The sequence below is a fragment of the Streptomyces sp. NPDC003077 genome, assembly GCF_040611095.1.
Classification (GTDB): Bacteria; Actinomycetota; Actinomycetes; order Streptomycetales; family Streptomycetaceae; genus Streptomyces.
Map to the genome: position 1 here is coordinate 1 of NZ_JBEXNM010000026.1, position 25,660 is coordinate 25,660.

The window sequence follows — 25,660 nt, forward strand, 5'->3', positions numbered from 1 at the left end:
GGAGCAGCGGTCGGTCCACGCCGTCGCGGGCCACGGGGAACAATTCCCCTTCCTGGCCGGGTGCCTGGGGCGGGTGGCCGGCGCGCGCATAAGACGTGCGCCGGGGCCCCAGGGGCGCGGCGCCCACCGTGGCGCGGCCCGCCTGACCGGAAGCCGGTCGAAGGCGCCGCAGAAGGGCGCGCGAGGGCGCGCCACCTGGCTCCGCCCCGTAACGGAAAGGCTCGCTCCCGGCCTCCGCCCCGGAAATGGAAAGGCTCGCTCCCAGGCCCTCCGCCCCGTACTGGAAAGGCCAGCCCCCCGCCTCCGCCCCTCCCACCAGCCACTTCACAGAACACTCAAGTGGCCAAAGGGTCTGGTGGTGACGCGGACACGCCGATAGGTTCAGCCCGACCTTTGTCATCCCAAGGGGAGGGTGCATGCGCAAGGCCACCAGATGGCTGCTGTCGCTCGCGGTGCTCGTCGGCACCGTGGGAACCGGAACCGCCACGGCGGGTGCGGCGACCGCCGCGGACGGAACGGACACGGCCACCGCGGCGAACCCGCGGGCCACCGACATCAAAGACCGCATCCTGGCCATCCCAGGCATGAGTCTCATAGAGGAGAAGCCGGTCGCCGGCTACCGCTTCTTCGTCCTGAACTACACGCAGCCCATCGACCACCGGCGCCCGTGGAAGGGCACCTTCAAGCAGCGCTTCACCCTGCTGCACAAGTCCGAGGACCGGCCCACGGTCTTCTACACCTCGGGCTACAACGTCAGCACCAACGCGAGCCGCAGCGAGCCGACGCAGATCATCGACGGCAACCAGGTCTCCCTGGAGTACCGCTTCTTCAACCCGTCCCGGCCCGACCCCGCCGACTGGAAGAAGCTGGACATCTGGCAGGCCGCCAGCGACCAGCACCGCCTCTACAAGGCCTTGCGCCGGATCTACGACCAGAACTGGATCGCCACCGGCGGCAGCAAGGGCGGCATGACGGCGACGTACTACCGCCGCTTCTTCCCGGACGACATGGACGGCACGGTCGCGTACGTGGCGCCCAACGACGTCAACAACAAGGAGGACTCGGCGTACGACCGGTTCTTCCGGACCGTCGGCACCGCCGAGTGCCGCAACGACCTGAAGGCCGTCGAGCGCACGGCCCTGCTGCGCCGCGGCGAGATGGTCAAGCGCTACAAGGACTGGGCCGACAAGGAGAAGGCGACCTTCAACACGGTCGGCAGCATCGACCGCGCGTACGAGGTCCTCGTCACCGACCTGGTCTTCGGCTTCTGGCAGTACCAGGACGCGTCGACCGCCTGCGCGAAGGTGCCCAAGCCCACGGCGAGCACCGACGAGCTGTGGAAGTGGATCGACACCATCGGCGGCTTCGACAGCTACACCGACCAGGGCCTGGAGAAGTACACGCCGTACTACTACCAGGCGGGCACCCAGCTCGGTGAGCCCGGCTACAAGTACCCGCACCTCAAGGGCCTGCTGCGGTACCCGGGCATCAACCAGTCCCGCACCTTCGTGCCGCGCGACATCCCGATGTCCTTCGACAAGCACGCCATGCGGGACATCGACCGCTGGGTGCGGCACAACGCCGAAGAGATGATGTTCGTGAACGGTTCCTACGACCCGTGGAGCTCGGAGCCCTTCCGGCTCGGCAAGGGCGCCGAGGACTCGTACGTGTTCACCGTCCCCGGCGGCAACCACGGCTCCAACATCGCCAAGCTGCGCGCCGCCGACCGCGCCAAGGCCACCGCCCGACTGCTGGACTGGGCGGGCGTCGAGGTCGCCCCGGGCGAACAGGCCACGCCGCAGGCGCCGTACAACAAGAAGCTCGACAAGCAGGAGACGCTGCGGATGCCGATGCTGCGTCCGTGACGGGCCTCGTAGCGAGGCGGTCGTAACGGGCTTCGTGCCGAGGCGGCGGTAATGGGCGCACGGCCTTGACTCCCGAGCCCGGGATTCACAGCCATCCGGCTTATGGCTACGAGCTCACAGCACCCCGGCCGCACCGGCGGCGGCCTCACAGGCGGCGGGCACACCCCACGGGTGTCCCGCCGCCCAGCTGTACGTACAGGGCCGTGGTGGACGGGCAGTCGGAACGGGACCGCACCGTCACCGTCACCTTGAACTCCGGGGCCCGCTGCCCCGAACCGTCGCAGGCCGTCTCCCGGACCTGGCCGCGCCGCGAGGTGTACACGCAGTCACCCGCCAGCGTCCGGGGCCCGCCGCCGCCCCCTGGGTCGCCCGGGTGGGGCGGCTCCAGATTGCGCATGCAGGCGTACCCCTGGGGGACCGCCCCGTCGCCGTCCTCGTCGGCGTCCGGCCGCTGGGCGCTGATGTGCAGGACGAAGTCCGTACGGTCAGGGCAGGGCGGCCCGTCCTCCGCCCGCCCCTGATGGCGCGCCAGCACCCGGGCCATGGCGCGTTCGCTGCCGCACGGGACCTGGTGGAAGACGGTACGGCCGCTGGTGCTGCACGTGCCCCGGGCCAGGAACGTCGTCTGCGTCCCCGCCGAACCGCCGCTCGGCCGCGGCGTGGGTTCCGGCCGCTGCTTCTGACACGCGGACGCCGCGAGCACGACGCACAGCAACGCCGCGCCCCACCCCGTGCCCCACCCCGCGCCCCAGGCCGCACGCCCCCTCGTCCCGCGCATCCCGGCCCGCACCTCCCCGTCCGACCATTCCGTGCGGCCCCAGCCTGACCCGCCCATACGGGTGCACGCCAGGCGCACGGGACGCATTGCGCATGCGGTACGGGGGGTGTGGTAAGGGCGCTACGGAGAAGTCACCAGGGCCAACGGCGCGGACGAGGATGCCTGCGAGGACGGCGTCAACGCGTGTAGGCCACGGCCGGTCGCTCACCTTATGGCGCGCGGGTCGTGGCCGTTCGCTCACCTTATGGCGTGTAGGCCACGGCCGGTCGTTCACCCTATGGCGTGTAGGTCGCGGCCGGTCGCTCACCTTATGGGTGAAGCGCGCGGAGGAACACTGACCTCGGGAGTGTGTTCCGGGCGCCTGTGTGAAGTGCCCCCGGAACACGACCGCTTCGGCGTCAGTACGACAACCCGTACCCCACCGGGTACAGCACCGCCCCCGCCTCTCCCGCCCGCGGCACCGGGACGGGGAGCCGCCCTTCCGGGTCCCGGCGACCGGCGATCACCCGGGCCGCCGCCCGGAGTTCGACGTCCGTCCAGGAGTAGGCGGCCAGCGCGGCGCGCACGCCGGGGAGGTGGGCGATGTCGTACGGGTTGCGGATGGCGAGCTGGACCACGGGCTTGCCGGTCTCCAGCAGCGCCGCCACCAGGGCGCGCTGGGTGGACGACGCGGTGACGTTGTACGTGGCCACGATCGCCGCGTCCCGGATGCCGAGCGCCGCCACCGCCGCGTCGATCCGTTCGCGCGAGGGCGCCGCCCCTGTGGACAGTGCGGTGGCCTCGAAACCCAGTTCCGTCAGGGACTTGGCCAGTACGGCGGTCGGCGGGCCACCGGTGCCGGACGGGGAGGCCGGGTCGGCGCCGACGACCAGTAGGCGGTGCCGGGTGCGCCGGGACAGCGGCAGCAGTTCGTCCTCGTTGACCAGGAGCGTCGTGGTGTGGTCCGCGATGCGGTCGGCGGCGGCCAGATGCCGGCGGACGCCGACGGTGCGGTCCACCGCGCGGTGCGTCGTATAGGGCCGCTCGAACAGGCCACGGCGCTCCTTCAGCTCCAGGATCCGCCAGAGCTTCTCGTCGATCGCCTCCTCGCTCAGCTCCCCGTCGCGGACGGCCTTGAGCACCGCGTTGTACGCGACGGCGAGATCGGGTGGGTTGAGGAGCTGGTCGACGCCCGCTTTGAGGGCGAGTACGGCGACGCGCGCGTCACCGTACTTCTTCCGTACGCCCTGCATACCGAGGGAGTCCGTCACCACCACGCCGTCGAAGCCCAGGCGTTCGCGCAGGATGCCCGTCAGGATCGGGCGGGAGAGCGTGGCCGGGTCCTCGGCCGGGTCGAAGGCGGGGACGACGATGTGCGCCGTCATGACCGAATCGATCCCGGCGGCGATGGCGGCCCTGAAGGGCGGCGCGTCCAGGCGCTCCCACTCCCGTGCCGTGTGGCGGATGTACGGCAGGTCGTCATGGCTGTCGGTGTTCGTGTCGCCGTGCCCGGGGAAGTGCTTGGCCGTCGCCGCGACGCCCGCGCTCTGGTACCCCGCCACCTGGGCGGCGACCAGGCGCGCGACGGCCTTCGGGTCGGAACCGAAGGAGCGCACGCCGATGACCGGGTTGGCCGGGTCCACGTTGACGTCGGCGACCGGCGCGTAGTTCTGCCGGATGCCCATCGCGTACAGCTCCGCGCCCGCGATCCGGGCCGCCGTACGGGCGTCCGCCGACGAGCCCCCGGCGCCCAGGGCCATCGCCCCGGGGAGGAGCGTGGCCGGCGCGCCGATGCGGGCCACGATGCCGTGCTCCTGGTCCACGGAGATCAGCAAGGGCACGGGGACGCGCTGGGCCGCGCCCGCCCGCTGGATGCCGTTGGACAGGTCGGCGATCTGGTGCGGGTCGCGGGTGTTGTGCGCCCAGCCGAAGTAGATGATGCCGCCGACGTGGTACTTCGCGATCAGCTCGGCGGCGTTCGCGACGCCGATCTCCTTGCGGTTGGCCTCGGTGTCGGCCGGGTCCGGGTCGGTCGCGGAATGGCCGTACACGCGCATCACGAAGAGCTGGCCGACCTTCTCCTCCAGGCTCATGCGGGAGATCAACCGGCGCAGCCGCGCGCGGGAGGCCGCGGCGCGGTCGGCGGGCAGGGCGGCGGACGCGGTGGCGGAGGACGCGGCGACGGACGCGGGGTGGGCCGCGCCGCTCCCGGTGACGCCGGTGGCGACCGCTACGGCGGCGGCAGCGGCGGTGGTCAGGACGGTACGTCTGGAGTGCTGCACCTGCGCTCCTTCCGGAGGGTTTCCTCGGTTTCCGGTCCGGTGCCCGTGCTTCGGCGGGGATGGGCTGGGATGGGCGGGGTGTCGCCGGTGCCGGTGCCGGTGCCGGTTCCTGGCTCCTAGCTGCTGGCCCCTGGGTGGGTGGTGCGGTGTCGCTGGACGGCTGGTGGGCCGCGTTCGGGCCCGGGGCAGGGGGTGGATCAGGGTCCTGTCGGGGGTGCGGGTCAGGGTCCTGTCCGGGGTTCGGGTCAGGGTCCGCGTCGGGGTTCTGATCGGGGTTCGGATCAGGGCAGGGTCAGGGGTCTGACCAGGGTGATTCCTGATGGCTCGGTACTGCTCAGGGTGGTTCAGTGGAGCCAATGGAGCGAGTGGAGCGAGTGGAGCCAGTGGAGCCAGTGGAGACCGGGCGGTTCAGTACGGAGCTCGGGCCGGGTGAAGGAAACTTTCAAGGAGACACGGATAGCCGGAAACCAACTGCCGGTCAATGGGAGGCGGCGGAGACGGCCAAGACGCGCCCCGGGACGCGGGACAAGAGCACACGACTGTGGCGGGTCGTGCCGAGCGGGGCAAGCGAGCCGAGCGGGGCGTCAGGAGCGGCGGGGGCGTTTGGGACGGCGGACGCAGGGGTGAAGCCCGAAAAAGGGGGTGGTTCCAGCCAGGCCGAACCGTCCGGGGAACGGCGGAGGGGTCCGCCACCGGCGCGGTTGGAGGGGGGTGCGCCGGTGGCGGTGTGCTGCCGGCCGCAGGCGGCGGAGAGGGTGGTCAGCGACGCAGCCAGCAGCGAGGCCGACACCGCTCTGCGGAGACTCACCAGCAGCACGCCCCTATGACGGACAGCATGCCGCGTGGGTTCCCCGGTTCGGCTTGATTTCGGGGAAAAGGCATGGATGTGGGGGATGAGCAGGATGCGGAGAAATGGGGGTGATGTGAGGGGACGGACCCAGACGGGGGCGTGAGCTTCGGGCGGCGTGGTTCGACGCGCAAGTCGGTCACGGACGGGGCACTCGGTGAGTCGTCGGCTACAGGTGGAGGTGCCTCCGGGCGCGACTTCCGGGCGGGACGGCCTTCGGCCGGGGCGGCTTCCGGGCAGGGCAGCCTTCGGGCGGGGCGGCTTCCGGCGGGGCGGCCTCCGGGACGCTGATGCGGCGCGGCGCCGGGTCCTGCCGTCACCGCCGAAGCGGCGTCGTTCGCCCGGCAGGCGCCGCCTTGACGACCGGGCCTGGGGATCAGGGCCGGTCGGAGAGGTCGCGGAAGGGCGCGGTGGCGGCGTCGGGGCCGGTGACAGCGTCGGGGCCGTTGGCCGGGGCGTTGGCGAGGAGGCGGCCGAGGTAGGCGCGGCCTTCGGCCAGCAGGTCCGGCAACGCGGCGGCGTCCGGGTACCAGCGCTTCTCGTACTCCCAGCACACCCAGCCGGCACCACCGGACCGGCGGACCGCATCGAGGCAGTCGGCGAGCGGCAGGGCTCCCGCGCCGAGCGCGAGCGGGGTCGTGTCCTCGGCGGAGGCCACGTCCTTGACCTGGACGTAGCCGAGGTATGGCGCCAGCGCGGCATGTGTGGCGGCCGGCTCCTCGCCGCCCAGCCACGGATGCAGCACGTCCCAGAGGGCGCCCACGCTCCGGTGCCCCACCAGCCCCAGGACGCGCGCCACGTCCGCCCCTCGGCGGTGCGAGTCGTGCGTCTCCAGGAGGACGCGCACCCCCCGTTCGGCGGCATACGGGGCGAGGGCCCCGAGTCGGCGCGCGGCGTCCGCGTCGGCTTCGGGGGCGGGACGATCCCCGCCCCCGGGGAACACCCGTACGTACGGCGCCCCGAGCCCGGCGGCAAGCTCCACCAGGTCCGTCAGCTCCGCCGCCAACTCCTCCTCGCCCTTCTCGTCCAGAGCAGCGGCCACCCGCGCGTACCCGGCGACCGCCAACAAGTGCACCCCGGCCGCGGCGAACTGTTCCCTCACCTCCTCCTGAGCACGCGGGGCGAGCCCGGGACGCACCGGTTCCTCCGGATGGGTGCGCAGTTCCACCCCGTCGAATCCGGTCTCGACGGCCAGCCGCACCACCTCGTCCACAGGCATCCCCGGCACACCGAGGGTTGAGAACGCACAGCGCATATCGCTCATACCTCCACAGGATCAGAAGCGGGTGACGGGGACAAGTAAGCGGCTGGAGAGGGGAGCGGCCTCGTGTTGTCCACTCGGTAGGAATGCCCGGACGTGGCTCTGTACGGGTACCTGGTCATGCCTCGGCCGGGCACCCGGACGTGTCCTCTGCGCGGGCACCTGGGCGCGCCTGTGCGTCCACGTACGGGCACCCGGGCGCGCCCTCGTACGAACCCCCGGCGCGCCCGCGCCCGCGCCGTCACGCCCGGCAACGTCACCGACATGCCCCGCGTCTCTCCAGGCCCCTATACCGCCCTCCAGACGGCCGATCCCACCTCTCACAACCCTTGCCCTACCCCTCCGCCCCCCACCGCGTCCCTCTTGTCGCCGCATCGGCGCGCGGGCTAGCTTCTGGGGCAAAGCAACCGAAAGCGTTTGCTACGGCCTGACCAGACGCCTGCCCGGGACGGGCCCGATCCACCCATCCGGCCCCTGCGAACTCGCCTGTGGACTCGTCTGCGGATTCGTCGCTCAACCGCCCCAATGGCGCACCCGTAGGCCATCAGGCAGCAACAACCCCATCGGCCAGCCATCAGGCAACCCACCCGAATCGAACAGCCACCCGGCAACCAGCGCACCCATCAGGCGAACCGCCACCAGCTCACCACCCCCACGCTCCGCACCACCGCCATCCACTCCCGGAGGTCGCCGGCCGTGACCCGTAAGACCGAAACCGTACGCATCGCCATGAACGGCGTGACCGGGCGCATGGGATACCGCCAGCACCTGGTCCGTTCCCTGCTCGCCCTGCGGGAGCAGGGCGGGCTCGACCTCGGTGACGGCACGGCGGTCCTGCCCGAACCGGTCCTGGTGGGCCGCGACGGACACAAGCTCCGCACCCTCGCCGAGCGACACGGCGTGGAGCACTGGACCACCGACCTGGACGCGGTGCTCGGCGACGCCGCCGTGCGGATCTACTTCGACGCGCAGGTGACCGCCGCCCGGGAGAGCGCCCTGAAGAAGGCGATCGCCGCAGGCAAGCACCTGTATTGCGAGAAGCCCACCGCCACCACCCTGAACGGCGCACTCGACCTGGCCCGACTCGCCCGGGAGGCAGGCGTCAAGAACGGCGTGGTCCAGGACAAGCTGTTCCTGCCGGGGCTGCGCAAGCTCAAGCGCCTGGTGGACGGTGGGTTCTTCGGCCGGGTGCTGTCGGTGCGGGGCGAGTTCGGCTACTGGGTCTTCGAGGGCGATTGGCAGCCGGCGCAGCGCCCGTCCTGGAACTACCGCGCCGAAGAGGGCGGCGGCATCGCCATGGACATGTTCCCGCACTGGGAGTACGTCCTGCACGAGCTGTTCGGCCCGGTGCGGACCGTGCAGGCCCAGGTCACCACGCACATCCCGCGCCGCTGGGACGAGACCGGCGCACCCTATGACGCCACGGCCGACGACGCCGCCTATGGGATCTTCCAGTTGGAGGGCGGCGTCGTGGCGCAGATCAACTCCTCCTGGGCGGTCCGCGTCCACCGCGACGAACTGGTGGAGTTCCAGGTGGACGGCACCGAGGGCTCGGCCGTCGCGGGCCTGCGCCACTGCCGGGCCCAGCACCGGTCGGCGACCCCGCGCCCGGTCTGGGATCCGGACGTCCCGGCGGCCGAACGGTTCCGCGACCAGTGGTACGAGGTCCCCGACAACACCCCGCCGAGCCCGTGGCCGAAGGCCGGAGGCGGCAACGGGGCAAGAGGATCGTTCCCCACCCCGGCCGGAGGTTTCGACAACGGCTTCAAGCTCCAATGGGAGCTGTTCCTGAGGCACGTCGTTCGTGACGAACCCTGGCACTGGGACCTGCTGGCGGGCGCCCGCGGCGTCCAACTCGCCGAACTGGGAATGCGGTCCTCCGAACTGGGCCGCCGCCTGGACGTCCCGGAACTGTCCCTGTGAGGCACACACCGCCCGCTGCCCCAAGGGCCCAGGAAAAGCGCGAGACGTGATCCCCACTCCCACGAGGCGCGAGACGTGACCGCCATCTCCGTAAGGCGCGAGACGTGATCCCCACTCCCGTAAGGCGCGAGACGTGACCCCCATTCCCATGAGGCGCGAGACGTGACCCCCACCCCCATAAGGCGCGAGACGTGACCCCCACCCCCATGAGGCGCCAGACACGACCCCCCACCCCCATAAGGCGCCAGACATGACACTCCACTCCCGTGCCGTCTTCGCCGCAGCGCACGTCGTGGCCGACCCGTACGCGGACACCACCCCCGACGGCCCCGCCGCCCTCGACTGGGACGCCACCCTGGCCTTCCGCCACCACCTGTGGTCCCACGGGCTCGGCGTGGCCGAGGCCATGGACACCGCGCAGCGCGGCATGGGCCTGGACTGGCCCACCGCCGAAGAACTGATCCGCCGCTCGGCCGCCGAAGCACGGTCGGTGGGCGGGCGGCTGGCCTGCGGAGTGGGCACCGACCAACTCCCCGAGTCCGGCGCATCCATGGCGCAGGTCCGGCACGCATACGAGGCACAACTCGCCCTGGTGACCGAGGTGGGCGCGCAGCTGATCATCATGGCGTCCCGCCAACTCGCCGCAGCCGCCAACAGCCCGGACGACTACCAGGAGCTCTACGGCCACCTGCTGCGCCAGGCCCCCACGCCGGTGATCCTGCACTGGCTGGGCCCGATGTTCGACCCGGCACTGGACGGCTACTGGGGCAGCCCGGACCTGACCACCGCCACGGAGACGTTCCTACGCATCATCGCCGACCACCCGGGCGCGGTGGACGGCGTCAAAGTGTCCCTCCTCGATGCCGAACGGGAGATCGCGCTGCGCCGCCGCCTCCCGGAGGGCGTGCGGTGCTACACGGGCGACGACTTCCACTACCCGGAACTGATCGCGGGCGACGCGCACGGCCACAGTGACGCGCTCCTCGGCGTCTTCGACCCGCTCGCACCGCTCGCCGCAGAGGCCGTAAGCGCCCTGGACGCCGGGGACACGGCGGGCTTCCGCGCCGTACTGGACCCCACGGTCTCGCTCGCCCGCCACCTCTTCCAAGAGCCCACCCGCTACTACAAAACGGGCGTGGTCTTCCTGGCCTGGCTGGCCGGCCATCAGACGCACTTCACCATGGTCGGCGGCCTCCAGTCGGCGCGTTCCCTGCCCCACCTCAAGACGGCCTACGAACTGGCGTCCGGACTCGCCCTGTTCCCCGATCCGGAGCTGGCCGCGAGCCGGATGCGTGCGCTGCTGACGGTGTACGGGGCGGACACGTGACGGGGCCCGGCGGCGCGGGCGATGGCGCAGGCCGACGACCCGCCCCGGCCGTGACCGGCCCCGCCCCGGCCGTGACCGGCCCCGCCCCGGCCGTGACCGGCCCCGGCCAGGAAGGTGATCCCGCAGACCGGCGGCCCGCCCCGGCTCCCGCCCGGCTCAGCATCAACCAGCAGACGATCAGGCAGTGGTCGCTGCCCGAACTGGCGGCGGGGTGCGCGAAGGCGGGCGTGCGCGGCGTGGGCCTGTGGCGCGCGCCGGTCCAGGAGTACGGCGTGCCGGCCGCCGCCCGACTGATGCGGGACGCGGGCCTGGAGGTCACCAGCCTGTGCCGGGGCGGCTTCCTCACCGATACCGACCCGGCACAACGTGCGGCGGCGCTCGCGGACAACCGCGCCGCCATCGAGGAAGCGGCCGTCCTGGGGGCGAACACCCTCGTCCTGGTCTCCGGCGGCCTGCCGCCCGGCAGCCGCGACCTGTCCGGCGCGCGCGAGCGGATCGCCGACGCCCTGGGGGAGTTGGCCCCGTACGCCGCCGAGCGGGGCGTGCGCCTGGCCATCGAGCCGCTGCACCCGATGTACGCGGCGGACCGCTGCGTGGTCTCCACCCTGGCGCAGGCGCTGGACCTCGCCGAACGGCATCCGGCCGACCGCGTGGGCGTCGTCGTGGACACCTACCACCTGTGGTGGGACGACACCGTGGGCGACCGCATCGCCGACGCGGGAGCCGGCGGCCGGATCGCGGCCTTCCAGCTCGCCGACTGGGTCACCCCGTTGCCCGAGGGCGTGCTCCTGGGACGCGGGCAACTCGGGGACGGGTCGGTGGACCTACGGTGGTTCCGGGAACGGGTGGACGCGGCCGGCTACACGGGCCCGATCGAGGTGGAGATCTTCAATCCGGCACTGTGGGCCCGGGACGGCGCCCAGGTCCTCACCGAAGTCATCGACCGCTTCCGCACGCACGTCCTGTGAAGAGCCACACCACCGATAGATCCCCTGACGCGCCGACAGCCCCCCGGGGAATGTCCACGTCCAGTAACGAAAAAACAACTCACCGAATCCGTGCAACCCTTCCGCGCCGCAGAGGGTCGTACATGTCATCAGTCCCAGGGGGAGGGATCCGGAGGGAATCGGGGGATTCAGGGTCCGGGAGATTCGGGACTGACAAGGAGGGGGAAGCGAGGGGCCCGGTCTTCGGACCGGGCCCCTCGGACGTGGGGGGCGCGACACGGATAGGCGGGGCCCCGCCCGACCGTGCAAAAGCCCCCACCGGTCACCGACACCGACCTCATGCGGACCGCACGCCACCACCACCGCCGAGATCCCCGAGGCCCGCAAACCGCCAAACCCGCAGCCCACCCCACCCCTCACCCGAGTTATCCACAGCCCCGGACGGGATGTCCGAGCCCGGCGGTACGGTCGGGTCATGTTCAATCCAGCCGTGGTCGAAGGGGTCCTGGAGCGGATCACCTACGCCAACGAAGAGAACGGGTACACGGTCGCCCGGGTCGACACCGGCCGCGGCGCGGGTGAGCTGCTGACGGTCGTCGGATCGCTGCTCGGCGCGCAGCCGGGGGAGTCGCTGCGGATGGAGGGCCGCTGGGGTTCCCACCCGCAGTACGGGCGTCAGTTCACCGTCGAGAACTACACCACCGTGCTGCCCGCGACGATCCAGGGCATTCGCCGCTACCTCGGCTCCGGCCTGATCAAGGGCATCGGTCCCCGCATCGCCGACCGCATCGTGGAGCACTTCGGCACGGACACCCTGGATGTCATCGAGCACCAGCCGGAGCGGCTGGTGGAGGTGCCCGGCCTCGGCCCGAAGCGCACGAAGATGATCGGCGCGGCCTGGGAGGAGCAGAAGGCCATCAAGGAGGTCATGGTCTTCCTCCAGGGCGTCGGCGTCTCCACCTCCCTCGCCGTGCGCATCTACAAGAAGTACGGCGACGCCTCGATCTCCGTGGTGAAGAACCAGCCGTACCGGCTCGCCGCCGACGTCTGGGGCATCGGGTTCCTGACGGCCGACCGGATCGCGCAGGCCGTCGGGATACCCCACGACAGTCCGGACCGGGCGAAGGCGGGCCTCCAGTACGCCCTGTCGCAGTCCGCCGAGCAGGGCCACTGCTACCTGCCGGAGGAGCAACTGATCGCCGATGCCGTCAAGTTGCTCCAGGTGGAAATCGGCCTGGTCATCGACTGTCTGGCCGAGCTGGCGCAGGACCCGGAGGGTGTGGTCCGGGAGACCCTGCCGTCCCCGTCGGGGGACGACGCCGAGCCGGTGAAGGCGATCTACCTGGTGCCGTTCCACCGCGCCGAGCTGTCGCTGGCGGGGCGCGTGCGGCACCTGCTGCGCTGCGAGGAGGACCGGATGCCCGCCTTCCGGTCCGTCGCCTGGGACAAGGCGCTCACCTGGTTGGAGCGGCGGACGGGCGCGCAGCTCGCGCCGGAGCAGGAGGAGGCCGTCAAGCTGGCGCTGACCGAGAAGGTGGCGGTGCTCACCGGCGGCCCCGGGTGCGGCAAGTCCTTCACGGTGCGTTCCGTGGTCGAGCTGGCCCGCGCCAAGAAGGCCAAGGTGGTGCTGGCGGCGCCCACGGGCCGGGCGGCCAAGCGGCTGTCCGAGCTGACCGGCGCCGAGGCCTCCACGGTGCACCGCCTGCTGGAGCTCAAGCCCGGCGGCGACGCGGCGTACGACAAGGACCGCCCGCTGGACGCGGACCTGGTGGTGGTCGACGAGGCGTCGATGCTCGACCTGCTGCTCGCGAACAAGCTGGTCAAGGCCGTGCCGCCGGGGGCTCATCTCCTCCTGGTCGGGGATGTGGACCAGCTCCCCTCCGTGGGGGCCGGTGAGGTGCTGCGTGATCTGCTCGCACCCGGCGGCCCGGTTCCCGCCGTCCGGCTGACGAGGATCTTCCGGCAGGCCCAGCAGTCGGGCGTGGTCACCAACGCGCACCGCATCAATTCCGGGATGCCGCCGATCACCACCGGTCTGTCCGATTTCTTCCTCTTCGTGGAGGAGGACACCGAGGAGGCGGGCCGCCTGGCGGTGGACGTGGCGGCCCGCCGCATCCCCGCGAAATTCGGACTCGACCCTCGTAGAGACGTTCAGGTGCTGGCGCCCATGCACCGGGGCCCGGCAGGCGCCGGCACGCTGAACGGCCTGCTTCAGCAGGTCATCACCCCGGCGCGGCCCGACCTCCCCGAGCGCCGCTTCGGCGGCCGTACCTTCCGTGTGGGTGACAAGGTCACCCAAATCCGCAACAACTACGAAAAGGGTCGCAATGGTGTCTTCAATGGCACCGTCGGCGTCGTGACGGATATGGACCTGGACGAGCAGCGGCTCACCGTCCATACCGACGAGGACGAAGAGGTGCCGTACGACTTCGACGAGCTGGACGAGCTGGCCCACGCCTACGCGGTGACGATCCATCGGTCCCAGGGCAGTGAGTACCCGGCCGTGGTGATCCCCGTCACCACGGGCGCCTGGATGATGTTGCAGCGCAACCTGCTGTATACGGCCGTGACACGGGCCAAGAAGCTGGTGGTCCTGGTCGGCTCGCGCAAGGCTTTGGGGCAGGCCGTACGGACGGTTTCGGCCGGCCGCAGGTGGACGGCACTGGATCACCGACTGGGAGGCACGATGTGATGTCGCCCCTTCCCCAATCGGGGCGAAGGAGAGCAGGATGGGCACCCGAGACGGCACTGAGTGCCGCTCAGAGGCCCTATGGCCGACCCCGAGTGCACACGCAAGGGCCAAATGGGGGAAGGTATAGGCAGTCAGGGCACCTCGAAGAAGAGGCACAACGTCGGTGAGGGATGACGTGAGCGACAACTCTGTAGTACTGCGTTACGGGGACGGCGAATACAGCTACCCGGTCGTCGACAGCAGCGTCGGCGACAAGGGCTTCGACATCTCGAAGCTGCGCGCCCAGACCGGTCTGGTGACCCTGGATTCCGGTTACGGCAACACCGCCGCGTACAAATCCGCGATCACCTATCTCGACGGTGAGAACGGAGTGCTCCGCTACCGCGGCTACCCGATCGAGCAGCTCGCAGAGCGCAGCACGTTCCTGGAGACGGCCTACCTCCTGATCGACGGCGAACTGCCCACCGTCGATCAGCTGGCGACCTTCAAGCAGGACATCACGTACCACACCCTGCTGCACGAGGACGTCAAGCGCTTCTACGACGGCTTCCCACGTGACGCGCACCCGATGGCGATGCTGTCCTCCGTGGTCAGCGCGCTGTCCACCTTCTACCAGGACAGCCACAACCCGTTCGACGAGCGCCAGCGCCACATCTCCACCATCCGGCTGCTGGCCAAGCTGCCGACGATCGCGGCCTACGCGTTCAAGAAGTCGGTCGGCCAGCCGGTGGTCTACCCGCGTAACGACCTGGGCTACGTCGAGAACTTCCTGCGCATGACGTTCTCGGTGCCCGCAGCCGAGTACGAGCTCGACCCGGTCGTGGTCAGCGCCCTGGACAAGCTGCTGATCCTGCACGCGGACCACGAGCAGAACTGCTCCACCTCCACCGTCCGCCTGGTCGGCTCCTCGCAGGCCAACCTGTTCGCGTCGATCTCGGCCGGCATCAACGCGCTGTGGGGCCCGCTGCACGGCGGCGCCAACCAGTCCGTGCTGGAGATGCTGGAGGGCATCCAGCGCGACGGCGGCGACGTGGACTCCTTCATCCGCAAGGTGAAGAACAAGGAAGACGGCGTGAAGCTCATGGGCTTCGGGCACCGCGTCTACAAGAACTTCGACCCCCGGGCGAAGATCATCAAGGCGGCGGCGCACGACGTCCTCTCCGCGCTGGGCAAGTCCGACGAGCTGCTGGACATCGCCCTGAAGCTGGAGGAGCACGCGCTCTCCGACGACTACTTCGTCTCGCGCAAGCTCTACCCGAACGTCGACTTCTACACCGGCCTGATCTACCGGGCCATGGGCTTCCCGACCGAGATGTTCACCGTGCTCTTCGCGCTCGGCCGGCTCCCCGGCTGGATCGCCCAGTGGCACGAGATGATCAAGGAGCCGGGCTCCCGCATCGGCCGCCCCCGCCAGATCTACACCGGGGTCGTCGAGCGCGACTTCGTGCCGGTCGAGGAGCGCTGAGGCCGTAGGGGCGGCGGCGATCGTCCCGTCCGGCGGTGAGCACCTCGCCGGACGGGAGGCCGGATCGCGGCCGGAAGGCGGCCCCGGAACCCTCGGGTGCCGGAGGCCGCCGCCCTTGTGCTGCCGACCGGCCGATTGGCCGACCGGCAGCGTGCCCAGCCCAGCTACTGCGTCACGTGCCGACGAGGGCCAGCCGTGGCCCCGGTCGGCTCAGGGGCAGGGGTGCGCACCCGCAGCGACACCCCGCGCCTGAACAGCAGGCCGCGCCGCTCCGGCGCCCCAGCACCTCGCCCCGCGATAGCGGAAAGCGTCGGGCCCCGCGACATCGGGAAGCACCCTGCCTTCCGAGCGACATCGGGAAGCACCCTGCCTTCCGAGCGGCGTCGGGAAGCACCCGGCCTCCCGGGCGGTATCGGGAAGCACCCGGCCTCCCGAGCGACAGCGGAAAGCACCCCGCCTTCTGGGCGTCAGCGGAACGCACCCCGGCCCCCCGATGGCGAAACCCGCCCCCCGATAGCGAAAAGCGCCCCGTCTCCGGATCCCCCCACGGGTCCGGAGCGCGGGGCGCTTTCCTTTCCCGGGGCGGATTCCCCCCACGGGATCCGTCCGGGCGTCTGGCTGCCCTACCGCGCTCTGCCGGGACGCGCACGTACGGGAGGGCCGCTCAAAGCTCCCCGGGCACGTCGCCCCGGCCACGCGTGACCGGGCGAAGTCCCCCAAGACCAGCCTGGCCGTTGCGGTACGGGCTCCGCCGAGGTGCCCGCACCGCACGGTTAGACTCACGACCCCCCACGATGGTTACGTCCGCGCACCTGTGATCTGGGTCTCCTGCCATAAGGGGCGAATGAGGTCAAGGGCTGGCGATCCGTGGATTCCCGCTCGCGTGTATGGGTGTTGTGTCGCGTGTGAGAACTTTGTGAAAGCTCAACTTTTTCCTTGCCCGCCAACCGGTTCTACGTATCCCCGTCCCGCGCGAGTCTGAGCGCCGCTCGTCAGCAGCGGGTTCCGCCGCGGGCGCGGGCCGCTTCCCGGAGGGGTGGGTGGGCCCGCGCCCGCGTGGCGGACGAGACGTCAGGCGGCCACGCCGGCCAGCTCGTAGCCGGCCTCGTCGACGGCCGCGCGCACGGCCTCCTCGTCGAGGGGGGTCTTGGAGGTGACGGTCACCAGGCCGGTGGCGGCGACCGCCTGCACCGACGTCACGCCCGCGATCTCGGAGATCTCGGAGGAGACGGCGCCTTCGCAGTGGCCGCAGGTCATGCCCGTCACCTTGTACGTGGTGGTGACCTCGCCCACCGCGACCTCGCTCGTCGAGCCGCTGTGGCAGGTGCCTTCGGGGGTGCAGCAGGAGCTGTTCTCGGCCATGGGTTCTCCTCTTGATCGCTACGGTCTGCGAGCGGCGCGCGGGTGCGCGCGTCGCGGGTGCGGGGTGCGGCGGTCCGGTGAGGGGTTCCGCTTCCCGACACCTCCGACTGTATACCCCCCGGGGGTACATTGGCATCCCTGGGCCCTGTCTACCTGCCGCCACGCCGGGGACCCCGTCCGGGACACGCCGCCAGTACATCGACGCCGCGCCACCAGACGCCCCACCGAACTCCCCGACACCGCGCCGAGGCCACCGCCCCCCGCGAACACCACCGCACCACTGGACCCCGCCCGGCGGGCCCGTCATACGCGTCCGCCGTACAGGTCACCCATACGAGTGGCCCGTCCGCGCCGGGCGCACTCCGCCAACGCCCCACCACGCGACCCGCTCACCAGGAACGGCGCCCAGCGCTCGCCGGGCACCGTAACCGCCGTACGCCTCCTCGTACGCGGCCCGTAGCGGCGACCGGACGCCGCGCCATAACCGTTTTGCCGCGGCCGAGTCGGCGCGCGAGCCTGGAAGAAGAGCTCGGGCGTGGAAACCGAGGAGGCGGGCGCCATGGACGCGCTCTCCCTGTACGGCCTGCTGGCGCTCACCACGGCGCCACCGCTGGTCCCCAATTCCGCCCTGCTCGTGACGGCGGGAGTGCTCGCCTCCCAAGGGGGCGCGCACATCAGTCTCGTCCTGCTGATCGTCGCGGGCAGCGCGCTCCTGGGGGATCTGCTGATGCACGTGGCGGCCCGGCGGTTCGGCGGTCCGGTGCGCGCGTGGATGCTGCGCCGGGCGCGTCGGCGGGCGCTGCTGGAATGGACGTCGGCGCAGATCCAGCGCTACGGGCTGCCCTTCGTGGTGGCGGTCCGGTTCCTGCCCAGCGGGCGGATCGTGGGCGCCCTCGCGTCCGGAGTGGTGCGTTACTCGCTCCGCCGGTACGCGCTGGGCGCGGGGATCGCCGAGGCGGTGTGGGCGGCGTACTCGGTGGGCCTGGGCTACCTGGGCACCGCCGCGGTGGCCGACACCCTGTTCGCCACGCTCGTGGGCGTGGGGGTCTCTGTCCTGGTGGCGACGGTGGGCGCGGCGGCCCAGTGGGTAGTCCGCTCCCGCGCGACCCGCCCACGCCGGGCCCGCCTCGGCGCGTCACGCGGAACGTGGCTTGCCCGCCTGGCGCGGGCGGCGTACGCACCCTGCCGACGCGAGCCGCGTGCTCGTACGAGGGACGGGGACGCCGTACGCAAGACGCTCCCCGACGCGCGACGCGACGGCTGGCCGGCCGCCGAGCGCACGGAAGACCGCCCCTGCCCGTCGGCCGGGCGCTGGTGACGGAGATACCTCCCCAGCTGGTGCGCCAGCCCCCGCCTCCCCGGACCGCTCACTCCGCCCGTATCTCATCCATCCGCACCGGCTCCCCTATGCGCCGCGAGCGCTCGCATGCCTCGGCGACGTAGAGCGCTTCCAGCGCGTCGACCGGCGGACAGGGGTTCTCCGCGCGCCCCGCGACGACCTCGACGAAGGCCGTCAGCTCCGCCACGTACGCGTCCTGGAACCGTTCCATGAACGTCGCGTACGGCGCGGACTGCCGCCAGGACAGCCGCGGCTCGGCCGTCGGCATCGGCGCACGGTCGTCCAGCCCGACGAACCGGGCGCCCTCGGAGCCGCAGACCTCCAGCCGCGCGTCGTAGCCCGCCCCGTTGTAGCGGGTGGCGGTGACGGTGGCGAGCGTGTCGTCGTCGAAGCGCAGCAGGGCGGCGCAGGTGTCCACGTCGCCGCTCTCGGCGAAGAACGACGCGCCGCGGTTGGCCCCCTGCGCGTACACGGAGACGACCTCGCGGCCGGTGAGCCAGCGCAGCACGTCGAAATCGTGGATCGAGCAGTCCCGGAAGAGGCCGCCGGAGGTGGGGACGAAGGCGGCGGGCGGGGGCGCCTGGTCGCTGCTGCACGCCCGCAGGGTGTGGATCCACCCCAGCTCGCCCGCGCGCAGCGCGTCCCTGGCCGCGCGGTACCCCTGGTCGAACCGCCGCTGAAAGCCGACCTGGACGGGGACGGCCCCCGACGCGGCGCGCGCCACCAGGGCGCGCGTGCCGGCCACGTCCGGAGCCAGCGGCTTCTCGCAGAAGACCGGCACCCCGGCGTCCAGGGCCTGATGGACGAGACCGGCGTGCGCGTCGGTCGCCGCGGCGATCACCACGCCGTCCAGGGGTACGGCGTACAGATCGGTGAGTGAGGCGGCGGACGCCGCGCCGAACTCGTCCGCCAGCTTCTCGGCGCGCCCGGGGACGAGGTCGGCGATCACGAGACGGTCGACGGCCGGGACGGACAGCAGCGTCCGGGCGTGGTGGGCGCCGATCCGTCCCGCGCCGATGAGACCGATGCGCATGGGCTGCTCCTTCACGAGGGGGACAGGTGAGACGAAAGGTTCCTGTGCTCCTGTGCTCCTGTGTTCCTGTGTTCCTGTACGAATGTCAGGACATAGGGGCGTCGTCTCATTCTGCGCGGGAGACCGATGAGGCGGAAGGTTCCTGCGGGAACAATCCGGAGCGTTTCCCGGAGTTCCGGAGCGTCCTGGAGCGCCGCCCCCCACGAACCACGAACGCCGACGAAAACCATCGACCCGCCGCACGCTCCCGGCCCCCACGAAGGCACCCCCCTCAGTCCCCGGTCGCCCGTCGGCCACCGTTGCCCGGTCTGCGGGCGACCCACGCGCGGACCGTGTCGGCGAACCAGTAGGGCTTTCCGCTCTCCACGAGGTCCGGCGGAGGCAGCAAACCGTGCTTGCGATACGAGCGCACGGTGTCCGGCTGCACCCGGATGTGCGCCGCGATCTCCTTGTACGACCAGAGTCTCCGGTCGGTCATCTGTCTCGCACCTCCCTGCCGTACGCGGCGTCGGCTCGGTGGAGCCGGCGGGGGAGCCGCGTACGAACTGATGATCAATGAGCCTGTGCCCGGTGAACGACGGAGCGTGACCGAAAGGGAGGGCCTGTTGATCGGCTGTAGCGGAAGTCCGGTGCAACGGTGACAGCCGTGACGGACGACGGACGGCTGTCACGGGATGGAGACCGAAGCGGGGAGGGAGACCGAAGGGGGAAACGAGACGGAAGCGAGGAGCGGGCCCGAAGCAAGGACCGAGACGGAAGCGAGGACCGAGACGGAAGCGAGGACCGAGACGGAAGCGAGAAGGGCCAGCGCGCAGCACAGGTAGGCCCCGGACGCGGGAATCGGAGGACCGGCGCGGCGCGGGCGGAGGACCGGCGCGGTGCGGGCGGAGGACCGGCACACCGCGCGCCACCCGTCCCACATGTCTATGTCAGGACCGAAACGGCTGACATTGTGCCGGGCGCGCCCACCGCGCGAGCCTGGTGGGATGAGCCCGTCGCCCAGGCCACGACCCGTCCGGCGGCCGTTCGTTTCCGTTCCCACCCCCGTGGAGACGGCGGAGGCCGGACCGATGACACCCGCCCGCACGAGACCGCCCACCGGACGCGCCGACGCACCCCCGCGTCCGTGACCCGGCCCCCTGGCCCTACCCGCCCCGCCGCCGTATCGAAGACACCCGAAGGATCTGAAGAAAGGTTCGTCTGATGCAGACCGTCAACCACTGGATCGGTGGCAAGCCCGTCGAGGGGACGTCCGAGCGTTTCGGACCGGTGTACGACCCGGCGACCGGGGCGCAGGCCAAGCGGGTGGCGTTCGCCTCGGTGGAGGAGGTGGACGCGGCGGTGGTCGCCGCCAAGGTGGCCTTCGCCGACTGGGGCAGCAGCTCCCTGGCGAAGCGCACGGCGGTCCTCTTCCGCTACCGGGAACTGGTGGACGCGCACCGCGAGGAACTGGCCGCCCTGATTACCGCCGAGCACGGCAAGGTCCACTCCGACGCGCTGGGCGAGGTGGCGCGCGGCCTGGAGATCATCGAACTCGCCTGCGGCATCCCCCAGCACCTCAAGGGCGAACTGTCCACGCAGGTCTCCACCAGGGTGGACGTGGCCGCGCTGCGTCAGCCGGTGGGTGTCGTGGCCGGCATCACGCCGTTCAACTTCCCGGCCATGGTGCCGCTGTGGATGTTCCCCCTGGCCGTCGCCTGCGGCAACACCTTCGTCCTCAAGCCCAGCGAGAAGGTCCCCTCGGCCGCCTTGCGGCTGGCCGAACTGGCCGCCGAGGCCGGCCTGCCCGAGGGCGTGCTCAACGTCGTCAACGGCGACAAGGTGGCGGTGGACCGCCTGCTGACCCACCCCGGCATCGCCGCGGTGTCCTTCGTCGGCTCCACCCCCATCGCCCGCCACGTGCACGCGACCGCCGGCGCGCACGGCAAGCGGGTGCAGGCGCTGGGCGGCGCCAAGAACCACATGGTGGTGCTGCCCGACGCGGACCTCGACCTGGCGGCGGACGCGGCCATCAACGCGGCCTACGGCTCGGCCGGCGAGCGCTGCATGGCCATTTCCGTGGTGGTGGCGGTCGGCGAGACCGCCGACCCGCTGATCGAGAAGATCACCGAGCGGGCGAACGCGCTGCGCATCGGCCCGGGCGCGGACCCCACCTCGGAGATGGGCCCGCTGATCACCCGGGAGCACCGCGACAAGGTCGCTTCGTACGTACACGGGGCCGCCGCCCAGGGCGCCCGGGTGGTGCTCGACGGAACCGGCTACACCGTGGACGGTTACGAGGACGGCCACTGGATCGGGGTGTCCCTGCTGGACGGGGTGACGCCCGAGATGGACGCCTACCGCGACGAGATCTTCGGGCCGGTGCTCTCGGTGGTGCGGGTGGACTCCTACGAGGAGGGCATCGCGCTGGTGAACGCCTCGCCGTGGGGCAACGGTTCGGCGATCTTCACCCGGGACGGCGGAGCGGCTCGCCGCTTCCAGCTCGAAGTCGAGGCGGGCATGGTGGGCGTCAACGTGCCGATCCCGGTACCGGTGGGCTACCACTCCTTCGGCGGCTGGAAGGACTCCCTCTTCGGCGACCACCACATCTACGGCCCGGAGGGCATCCGCTTCTACACCCGCGGCAAGGTCGTCACCACCCGCTGGCCCGACCCCGCCGACGGGGGCATCAACCTCGGGTTCCCGCGCAACCACTGACGCCTGATCGGGCGCGGTGCGGCCCCCGCTTTTTCGGCGGGGGCCGGGTGCGTTTCCGACGCACGGACCGCAGTCTGCTGCATGTCCGGGGGGATGCGGGGACGCGCGGGGTGAAAGACGCCAAACGTAAGAGACGTGGTGTGACGGGCCCGGCGGAAAGTGCTCACTCAGGCGGACGGCTGTACCGCTCCACCGTCTCCTTGGACACGGAAGCGTCCTTGAAAACCAATTCCCAGGGCCCGGTATTCACATCGAATTCCTTCCCGAACCCGACCCATTTCCCAGCCATGCGCCGGCCGGTCGGCTCGACCAGGAGTTGGATCGCTCCGTGGTACACGGCCCCGGCGTAGTAACCGTCGGCTGCGGTCTCCTCCACCCACGTTCCGGTGATGACGTTGCCGTTGACGGTCAGGTCAAGGGAAAGCGGTGAGTTGGCGTTCGATGACGCCCCGGGGAGCGATTTCCCGGTGAGACGATCTCCGTTCTGCACTATTACGACGTAATGAGCACCGGTGTACGTGGCGTCGCGGCCCGAGGAGTAGAACTCGTAGCGGCTCAGCCAGACGCCGCCGTAGTTCGGCCTCGCTGTTGTCTGGGTGGCTGAGTCGGTGCCGTTGGAGGGGGCGGTGGCGCTTCGAGGGTCTGGTCCCATGAGGTTTCCTGCCTACGCGTTCGTAGATGACTGCCACTTGTTCCCTGCCGGAGTGGCAGGGAACCAAGTGGCAGGGGGTTCGCTCACGCGCCCGTTTTCAAAGCTCCGCGCTTGATCCGGAGCAGGAGCTTTCGAAGGGCCGCCGTTTCGGTCGTGACGACGGTGCGAGGGCTGTCGCTTTCCCGTATTCGGACCGTCCCGTCGGGTGCATCGGCGATCTCTATGCAGTCGCGGCTCGCGTCGTCACCCGAGAAACTCGACTTGCGCCAAGCGAGTTGTCTCACGTTCCACCTCTTGTCCTGTCTGTCAGTGAGTCATGCTCCGAATCAAGTTCAACGAGGGAACCGGGCCCAGGGCAATAGCCCTCAGCTCGTCGAACGCCGATTTGTACAGCAGGACTTGCTCCTCGTCCTCAAGGTACAGGGACGAAAGCGCCGTCTCGGTTCGTACGACGTCCATGCCGGGACTTGGCATCCGCACCACGCCGAACGGCCCGTTCACGCCCCGGTGGGACTCCACCGTGTAAGGCAGTACCTGGATGGTGATGTGTTCGTGCTGCGCCATCTTGACGAGGTGAAGCAGTTGGTCGTGCATGACTCCCGGGCCACCGAATTGGGCGGAGAGCAGCGGTGCGTACAGGACTGCCCAGAACTCGGGAGGGTTGTTCTCAAACAGCATCCGCTGCCGGTGAACCCGTGCGCGGACGTGATTCTCGATCTCGTCTTTCGGGGTGTCGATCCGTCCTCGCCGGAAGAGGGCCCGCATGTAGTCGGGTGTCTGCAGCAAACCGGGCACGAGGACCGTCTCCCAAGTGTGGATGCCGACGGCTTTTGATTCCAGCTCGGCCAAGTCGGCGAACCCTCCGAGGACGTCCCTGTAGCGGTTCCACCAGTTACGTGCGCGGCCTTCGCGAGCCATGTCCAGCAGGGCCTGGGACAAGGCCGGGTCGATGACGTCGTAGGCCTTGAGCAGCAGACGCAGATCGACGGGGCGGATGCCGTTGACACCGGTCTCGATGCGGCTGATCTTGGCTTTTCCGCACTCCAGGATTTCCGCTGCGTCCTCGATCGACATTCCTTTCAGCTCTCGCAGTTTGCGCAGTTCAGCGCCCAGGCGCTTCTGGCGGACGGTCGGGCTCTTGCGTGGTGGCATGACGCCTTACTAGCGGGGACGCATATGTGGCAGGTGGTGATAGGGGTCGATTCACCCCTACGAGTGCTTCCAAGGGGGAACGGTGCACTTGGCCGAACGAACCCACTACGTTCCGTAGCGCACCCCATGCGCACCGTCCACGCCTGGAAGAGCACCGTCCCCGCACGGCGAGCCACCAGCCGCGTTGCCCATGGCCACATCTCCCGCCGACGAGGGGACTTCCATGTCCGATCACGTCACCACCCCGCCGCCCGGCTCCTGGGCCTATGCCCTGCGCATCCCGCCCAGCGTGCTGGGGCCGGGGGTCGCCCGGACGACGGCGCGCACGATCCTCCAGCACTACCGGATGGCCGAACTCGTCGACCGGGCCGAGCTGTTGACGTCCGAGTTGGCGACCAACGCCTACCGGCACACCCAGGGACCCGCCGTCGTCCGATTCGCCTGGCGGAACGACGTCTTGCGCATCACGGTGTGGGATTCCAGCACGCGGCTCCCGTTGATGCCGTGCGCGGATCAGTGGGACGAGCGGGGGCGCGGGCTGTTTCTCGTGACGCACTGCGCGGACCGGTGGGGGAGTCGGCCGCTCGGCGGCAGCCTGCGTGCGCGCGGCAAGGTGGTCTGGTGCGAGTTGGACGGAGGGGCGGCTCCGGGTGCGTGAGGCGTCGGCGCACCGCCTGCCATACGGGCGGGCCCCTGATCAGCGAATCACCGCCCCGCCCTGAGCACCGTCATTCCGTCGGCCCCTGCATGTGAGCGCTCACCCACTGGATCGTGCCCTCGTCCATGCCCTCCACATACGTGCGGGCGTCGTGCATGCCGCCGGGGATGATCTCGAAGCGGGTGTGGACCGGGCCGTGGCCGTAGCGGGCGATGAAGGTGCGGACCTTGGGGACGATGGTCTGTTCCTTGGAGCCGTCCTGGAAGGCGAGGTAGACGTCCGGGCCGCCCTTCCGGATGAGGCGCTGGGCCAGGACCTCGGGGTTGTTCTCGCGTTCCTCGCGGGCGTGGCCGTTCCACAAGGGGGAGTCGGGGACGATGTCGGGGCCGTTGGGGATGGCCACCTTGAAGGTGTCGGGGTGCTGGAGGACGTTCTTCAGGGCCGCGAACCCGCCCGAGGAGGAGCCCATGATGGCCCAGCCGTCGCGGCTCTTGAGGGTGCGGAAGTTCTGCCGTACGAGATCGGGGACGTCCTCGCTGAGCCAGGTGCCCATCTTGGGCTGGCCGGGGATGTCGCTGCCGTCGTAGTACTGCTTGTCGTTCGGGTTGAGGACCGGCATGACGACGATGAAGGGCAGGCTCTTGCCCTCCTTTGACCACTTGGCGAGGTTTTCCTCCAGCTTGAGGTCGGAACCGATCCAGTAGTTGACCGGGTAACCGTACGAACCGGGGAGCGCCATCATGACCGGGAACCCCTTGTTCGCGTTCTTCTTCTCGTAGTACTCGGGGGGCGCCCACACCCACACCTTCCCCGTGAACCCGGACTTCGGGCCGTGGAAGGTCGTCATCCCGATCGGTGTGTCCTCGCCCGCGCCGCCCACCTTGCTCTGTTCCTCGAAGGTGATCGGGTTCGTGGGCATGCGGGTGAGTGACCGCGAGGCTGGTGGTGGAGTGGTGCGCGCGTCTGTTTGTCCGGAATCCGGACCTCCGAAACGTATGGGGTCGTGCCGGGCGTCGGTCGCGCCGCAGGCGGCCACGGTGGCGAGGGCCGCGGCGGTGGCGAGGGTGACGACTGAGGTGAGGAGGGGCTTGCGCACGGGGGATTCCTTGCGGTGTCGGGGGAAGGGGACGGGCCGGGGCGGAAGCGTCGGCCGGCCGGACAGCAAGAGGCTCGCGGGGCCCTGTCCGGTTTCGCCCGCGACGTGTCGTGTTCGTCGGCGCGAGCCGGGCGGACGAGGCGGAACCCGCCCTGACCAGCACCGTTTACCCGGGGCAACGATCCCCTTTGCCGTCATTTTCCACAGGAAAACCGGATAGATGGAGATCCTGTGTGGCAGTGATCACCATGGAAGATGCGGATGAGCGCGCAGCTCGTCACCTTTCGCGGCTTATCACCCGTATT

18 protein-coding genes and 1 pseudogene are annotated in these 25,660 nt (G+C 70.6%); 9 read left to right on the plus strand and 10 right to left on the minus strand.

The features are described from left to right. Window positions 1–416 precede the first annotated feature (416 nt). Window positions 417–1,865: a S28 family serine protease gene (locus tag ABZX96_RS18985; protein WP_355545767.1), complete on the plus strand. Its 1,449-nt coding sequence runs from the start codon at window positions 417–419 to the stop codon at window positions 1,863–1,865. Between the two features lie 145 nt (window positions 1,866–2,010). Here the strand turns inward: ABZX96_RS18985 and ABZX96_RS18990 are convergent, their stop codons facing one another. From ABZX96_RS18990 to ABZX96_RS19000, 3 genes are all read right to left on the minus strand, one after another. Beyond that, window positions 2,011–2,643 (minus strand): hypothetical protein, encoded by a 633-nt coding sequence (locus ABZX96_RS18990; protein ID WP_355545915.1) that lies wholly within the window; start codon window positions 2,641–2,643, stop codon window positions 2,011–2,013. Between the two features lie 398 nt (window positions 2,644–3,041). Next, the gene (locus tag ABZX96_RS18995) at window positions 3,042–4,904 is read right to left on the minus strand and encodes a glycoside hydrolase family 3 protein (protein ID WP_355545769.1); all 1,863 of its coding nucleotides are present in this window, start codon (window positions 4,902–4,904) and stop codon (window positions 3,042–3,044) included. Between the two features lie 1,223 nt (window positions 4,905–6,127). After that, on the minus strand, window positions 6,128–7,006 hold the full coding sequence (locus tag ABZX96_RS19000; protein ID WP_355545917.1) for a sugar phosphate isomerase/epimerase family protein: 879 nt from the start codon (window positions 7,004–7,006) through the stop codon (window positions 6,128–6,130). Between the two features lie 702 nt (window positions 7,007–7,708). On the opposite strand from ABZX96_RS19000, the gene ABZX96_RS19005 reads away from it, so the two are divergent. The 5 genes and pseudogenes from ABZX96_RS19005 to ABZX96_RS19025 all read left to right on the plus strand — a co-directional run bounded on the left by ABZX96_RS19005 (window position 7,709) and on the right by ABZX96_RS19025 (window position 15,366). Next, entirely contained in the window at window positions 7,709–8,935 is a 1,227-nt protein-coding gene (locus ABZX96_RS19005) for a Gfo/Idh/MocA family oxidoreductase (protein ID WP_355545771.1), read from the plus strand. Between the two features lie 241 nt (window positions 8,936–9,176). Beyond that, window positions 9,177–10,262, plus strand: a pseudogene (locus tag ABZX96_RS19010) (dihydrodipicolinate synthase family protein); the annotation flags it as partial. Between the two features lie 92 nt (window positions 10,263–10,354). After that, the gene (locus ABZX96_RS19015) at window positions 10,355–11,230 is read left to right on the plus strand and encodes a sugar phosphate isomerase/epimerase family protein (RefSeq protein ID WP_355545919.1); all 876 of its coding nucleotides are present in this window, start codon (window positions 10,355–10,357) and stop codon (window positions 11,228–11,230) included. Window positions 11,231–11,684: 454 nt separating this feature from the next. Further along, window positions 11,685–13,901: an ATP-dependent RecD-like DNA helicase gene (locus tag ABZX96_RS19020; protein ID WP_355545773.1), complete on the plus strand. Its 2,217-nt coding sequence runs from the start codon at window positions 11,685–11,687 to the stop codon at window positions 13,899–13,901. Window positions 13,902–14,076: 175 nt separating this feature from the next. Next, window positions 14,077–15,366, plus strand: coding sequence for a citrate synthase (locus ABZX96_RS19025; RefSeq protein ID WP_355545775.1), 1,290 nt, complete (start codon window positions 14,077–14,079; stop codon window positions 15,364–15,366). Window positions 15,367–16,437: 1,071 nt separating this feature from the next. On the opposite strand, the gene ABZX96_RS19030 is transcribed toward ABZX96_RS19025, so the two are convergent. Further along, window positions 16,438–16,728 carry a heavy-metal-associated domain-containing protein gene (locus ABZX96_RS19030; RefSeq protein WP_355545777.1) on the minus strand — a complete coding sequence of 97 codons (291 nt, stop codon included), beginning with the start codon at window positions 16,726–16,728 and terminating at the stop codon, window positions 16,438–16,440. A gap of 535 nt (window positions 16,729–17,263) precedes the next feature. On the opposite strand from ABZX96_RS19030, the gene ABZX96_RS19035 reads away from it, so the two are divergent. Then, window positions 17,264–18,046, plus strand: a complete 783-nt coding sequence (locus tag ABZX96_RS19035) for a VTT domain-containing protein (RefSeq protein WP_355545779.1) — start codon at window positions 17,264–17,266, stop codon at window positions 18,044–18,046. A gap of 49 nt (window positions 18,047–18,095) precedes the next feature. Here ABZX96_RS19035 and ABZX96_RS19040 read toward each other — a convergent pair whose 3' ends face one another. Next, a complete protein-coding gene (locus tag ABZX96_RS19040) occupies window positions 18,096–19,100 on the minus strand; it encodes a Gfo/Idh/MocA family oxidoreductase (RefSeq protein ID WP_355545781.1) in 1,005 nt (334 codons plus the stop codon). 271 nt (window positions 19,101–19,371) lie between these two features. After that, window positions 19,372–19,578 (minus strand): MerR family transcriptional regulator, encoded by a 207-nt coding sequence (locus ABZX96_RS19045; RefSeq protein WP_355545783.1) that lies wholly within the window; start codon window positions 19,576–19,578, stop codon window positions 19,372–19,374. A gap of 725 nt (window positions 19,579–20,303) precedes the next feature. On the opposite strand from ABZX96_RS19045, the gene ABZX96_RS19050 reads away from it, so the two are divergent. Further along, the gene (locus ABZX96_RS19050) at window positions 20,304–21,797 is read left to right on the plus strand and encodes a CoA-acylating methylmalonate-semialdehyde dehydrogenase (RefSeq protein WP_355545785.1); all 1,494 of its coding nucleotides are present in this window, start codon (window positions 20,304–20,306) and stop codon (window positions 21,795–21,797) included. Between the two features lie 163 nt (window positions 21,798–21,960). Here the strand turns inward: ABZX96_RS19050 and ABZX96_RS19055 are convergent, their stop codons facing one another. From ABZX96_RS19055 to ABZX96_RS19065, 3 genes are all read right to left on the minus strand, one after another. Next, window positions 21,961–22,449 carry a DNA-binding protein gene (locus ABZX96_RS19055; RefSeq protein WP_355545787.1) on the minus strand — a complete coding sequence of 163 codons (489 nt, stop codon included), beginning with the start codon at window positions 22,447–22,449 and terminating at the stop codon, window positions 21,961–21,963. A gap of 83 nt (window positions 22,450–22,532) precedes the next feature. Continuing rightward, a complete protein-coding gene (locus tag ABZX96_RS19060; protein WP_355545789.1) occupies window positions 22,533–22,733 on the minus strand; it encodes a DUF397 domain-containing protein in 201 nt (66 codons plus the stop codon). A gap of 22 nt (window positions 22,734–22,755) precedes the next feature. Continuing rightward, window positions 22,756–23,601 (minus strand): helix-turn-helix transcriptional regulator, encoded by an 846-nt coding sequence (locus ABZX96_RS19065; protein WP_355545791.1) that lies wholly within the window; start codon window positions 23,599–23,601, stop codon window positions 22,756–22,758. A gap of 223 nt (window positions 23,602–23,824) precedes the next feature. Here ABZX96_RS19065 and ABZX96_RS19070 point away from each other — a divergent pair, with 223 nt between their 5' ends. Continuing rightward, window positions 23,825–24,259, plus strand: coding sequence for an ATP-binding protein (locus ABZX96_RS19070; RefSeq protein WP_355545793.1), 435 nt, complete (start codon window positions 23,825–23,827; stop codon window positions 24,257–24,259). 70 nt (window positions 24,260–24,329) lie between these two features. On the opposite strand, the gene ABZX96_RS19075 is transcribed toward ABZX96_RS19070, so the two are convergent. Next, window positions 24,330–25,355, minus strand: coding sequence for an alpha/beta hydrolase-fold protein (locus ABZX96_RS19075; protein ID WP_355545795.1), 1,026 nt, complete (start codon window positions 25,353–25,355; stop codon window positions 24,330–24,332). Between the last annotated feature and the right edge of the window lie 305 nt (window positions 25,356–25,660).

Excerpts from the sequence above, each read along its gene's own strand:
- ABZX96_RS19040 (WP_355545781.1), bottom strand. The coding sequence starts at position 19,100 with ATGCGCATCGGTCTCATCGGCGCGGGACGGATCGGCGCCCACCACGCC.
- ABZX96_RS19055 (WP_355545787.1), bottom strand. The coding sequence starts at position 22,449 with ATGGGACCAGACCCTCGAAGCGCCACCGCCCCCTCCAACGGCACCGAC.
- ABZX96_RS18985 (WP_355545767.1), top strand. The coding sequence starts at position 417 with ATGCGCAAGGCCACCAGATGGCTGCTGTCGCTCGCGGTGCTCGTCGGC.
- ABZX96_RS19030 (WP_355545777.1), bottom strand. The coding sequence starts at position 16,728 with ATGGCCGAGAACAGCTCCTGCTGCACCCCCGAAGGCACCTGCCACAGC.
- ABZX96_RS19020 (WP_355545773.1), top strand. The coding sequence starts at position 11,685 with ATGTTCAATCCAGCCGTGGTCGAAGGGGTCCTGGAGCGGATCACCTAC.
- ABZX96_RS19070 (WP_355545793.1), top strand. The coding sequence starts at position 23,825 with ATGTCCGATCACGTCACCACCCCGCCGCCCGGCTCCTGGGCCTATGCC.
- ABZX96_RS19045 (WP_355545783.1), bottom strand. The coding sequence starts at position 19,578 with ATGACCGACCGGAGACTCTGGTCGTACAAGGAGATCGCGGCGCACATC.
- ABZX96_RS18990 (WP_355545915.1), bottom strand. The coding sequence starts at position 2,643 with ATGCGCGGGACGAGGGGGCGTGCGGCCTGGGGCGCGGGGTGGGGCACG.
- ABZX96_RS19000 (WP_355545917.1), bottom strand. The coding sequence starts at position 7,006 with ATGCGCTGTGCGTTCTCAACCCTCGGTGTGCCGGGGATGCCTGTGGAC.
- ABZX96_RS19050 (WP_355545785.1), top strand. The coding sequence starts at position 20,304 with ATGCAGACCGTCAACCACTGGATCGGTGGCAAGCCCGTCGAGGGGACG.
- ABZX96_RS19065 (WP_355545791.1), bottom strand. The coding sequence starts at position 23,601 with ATGCCACCACGCAAGAGCCCGACCGTCCGCCAGAAGCGCCTGGGCGCT.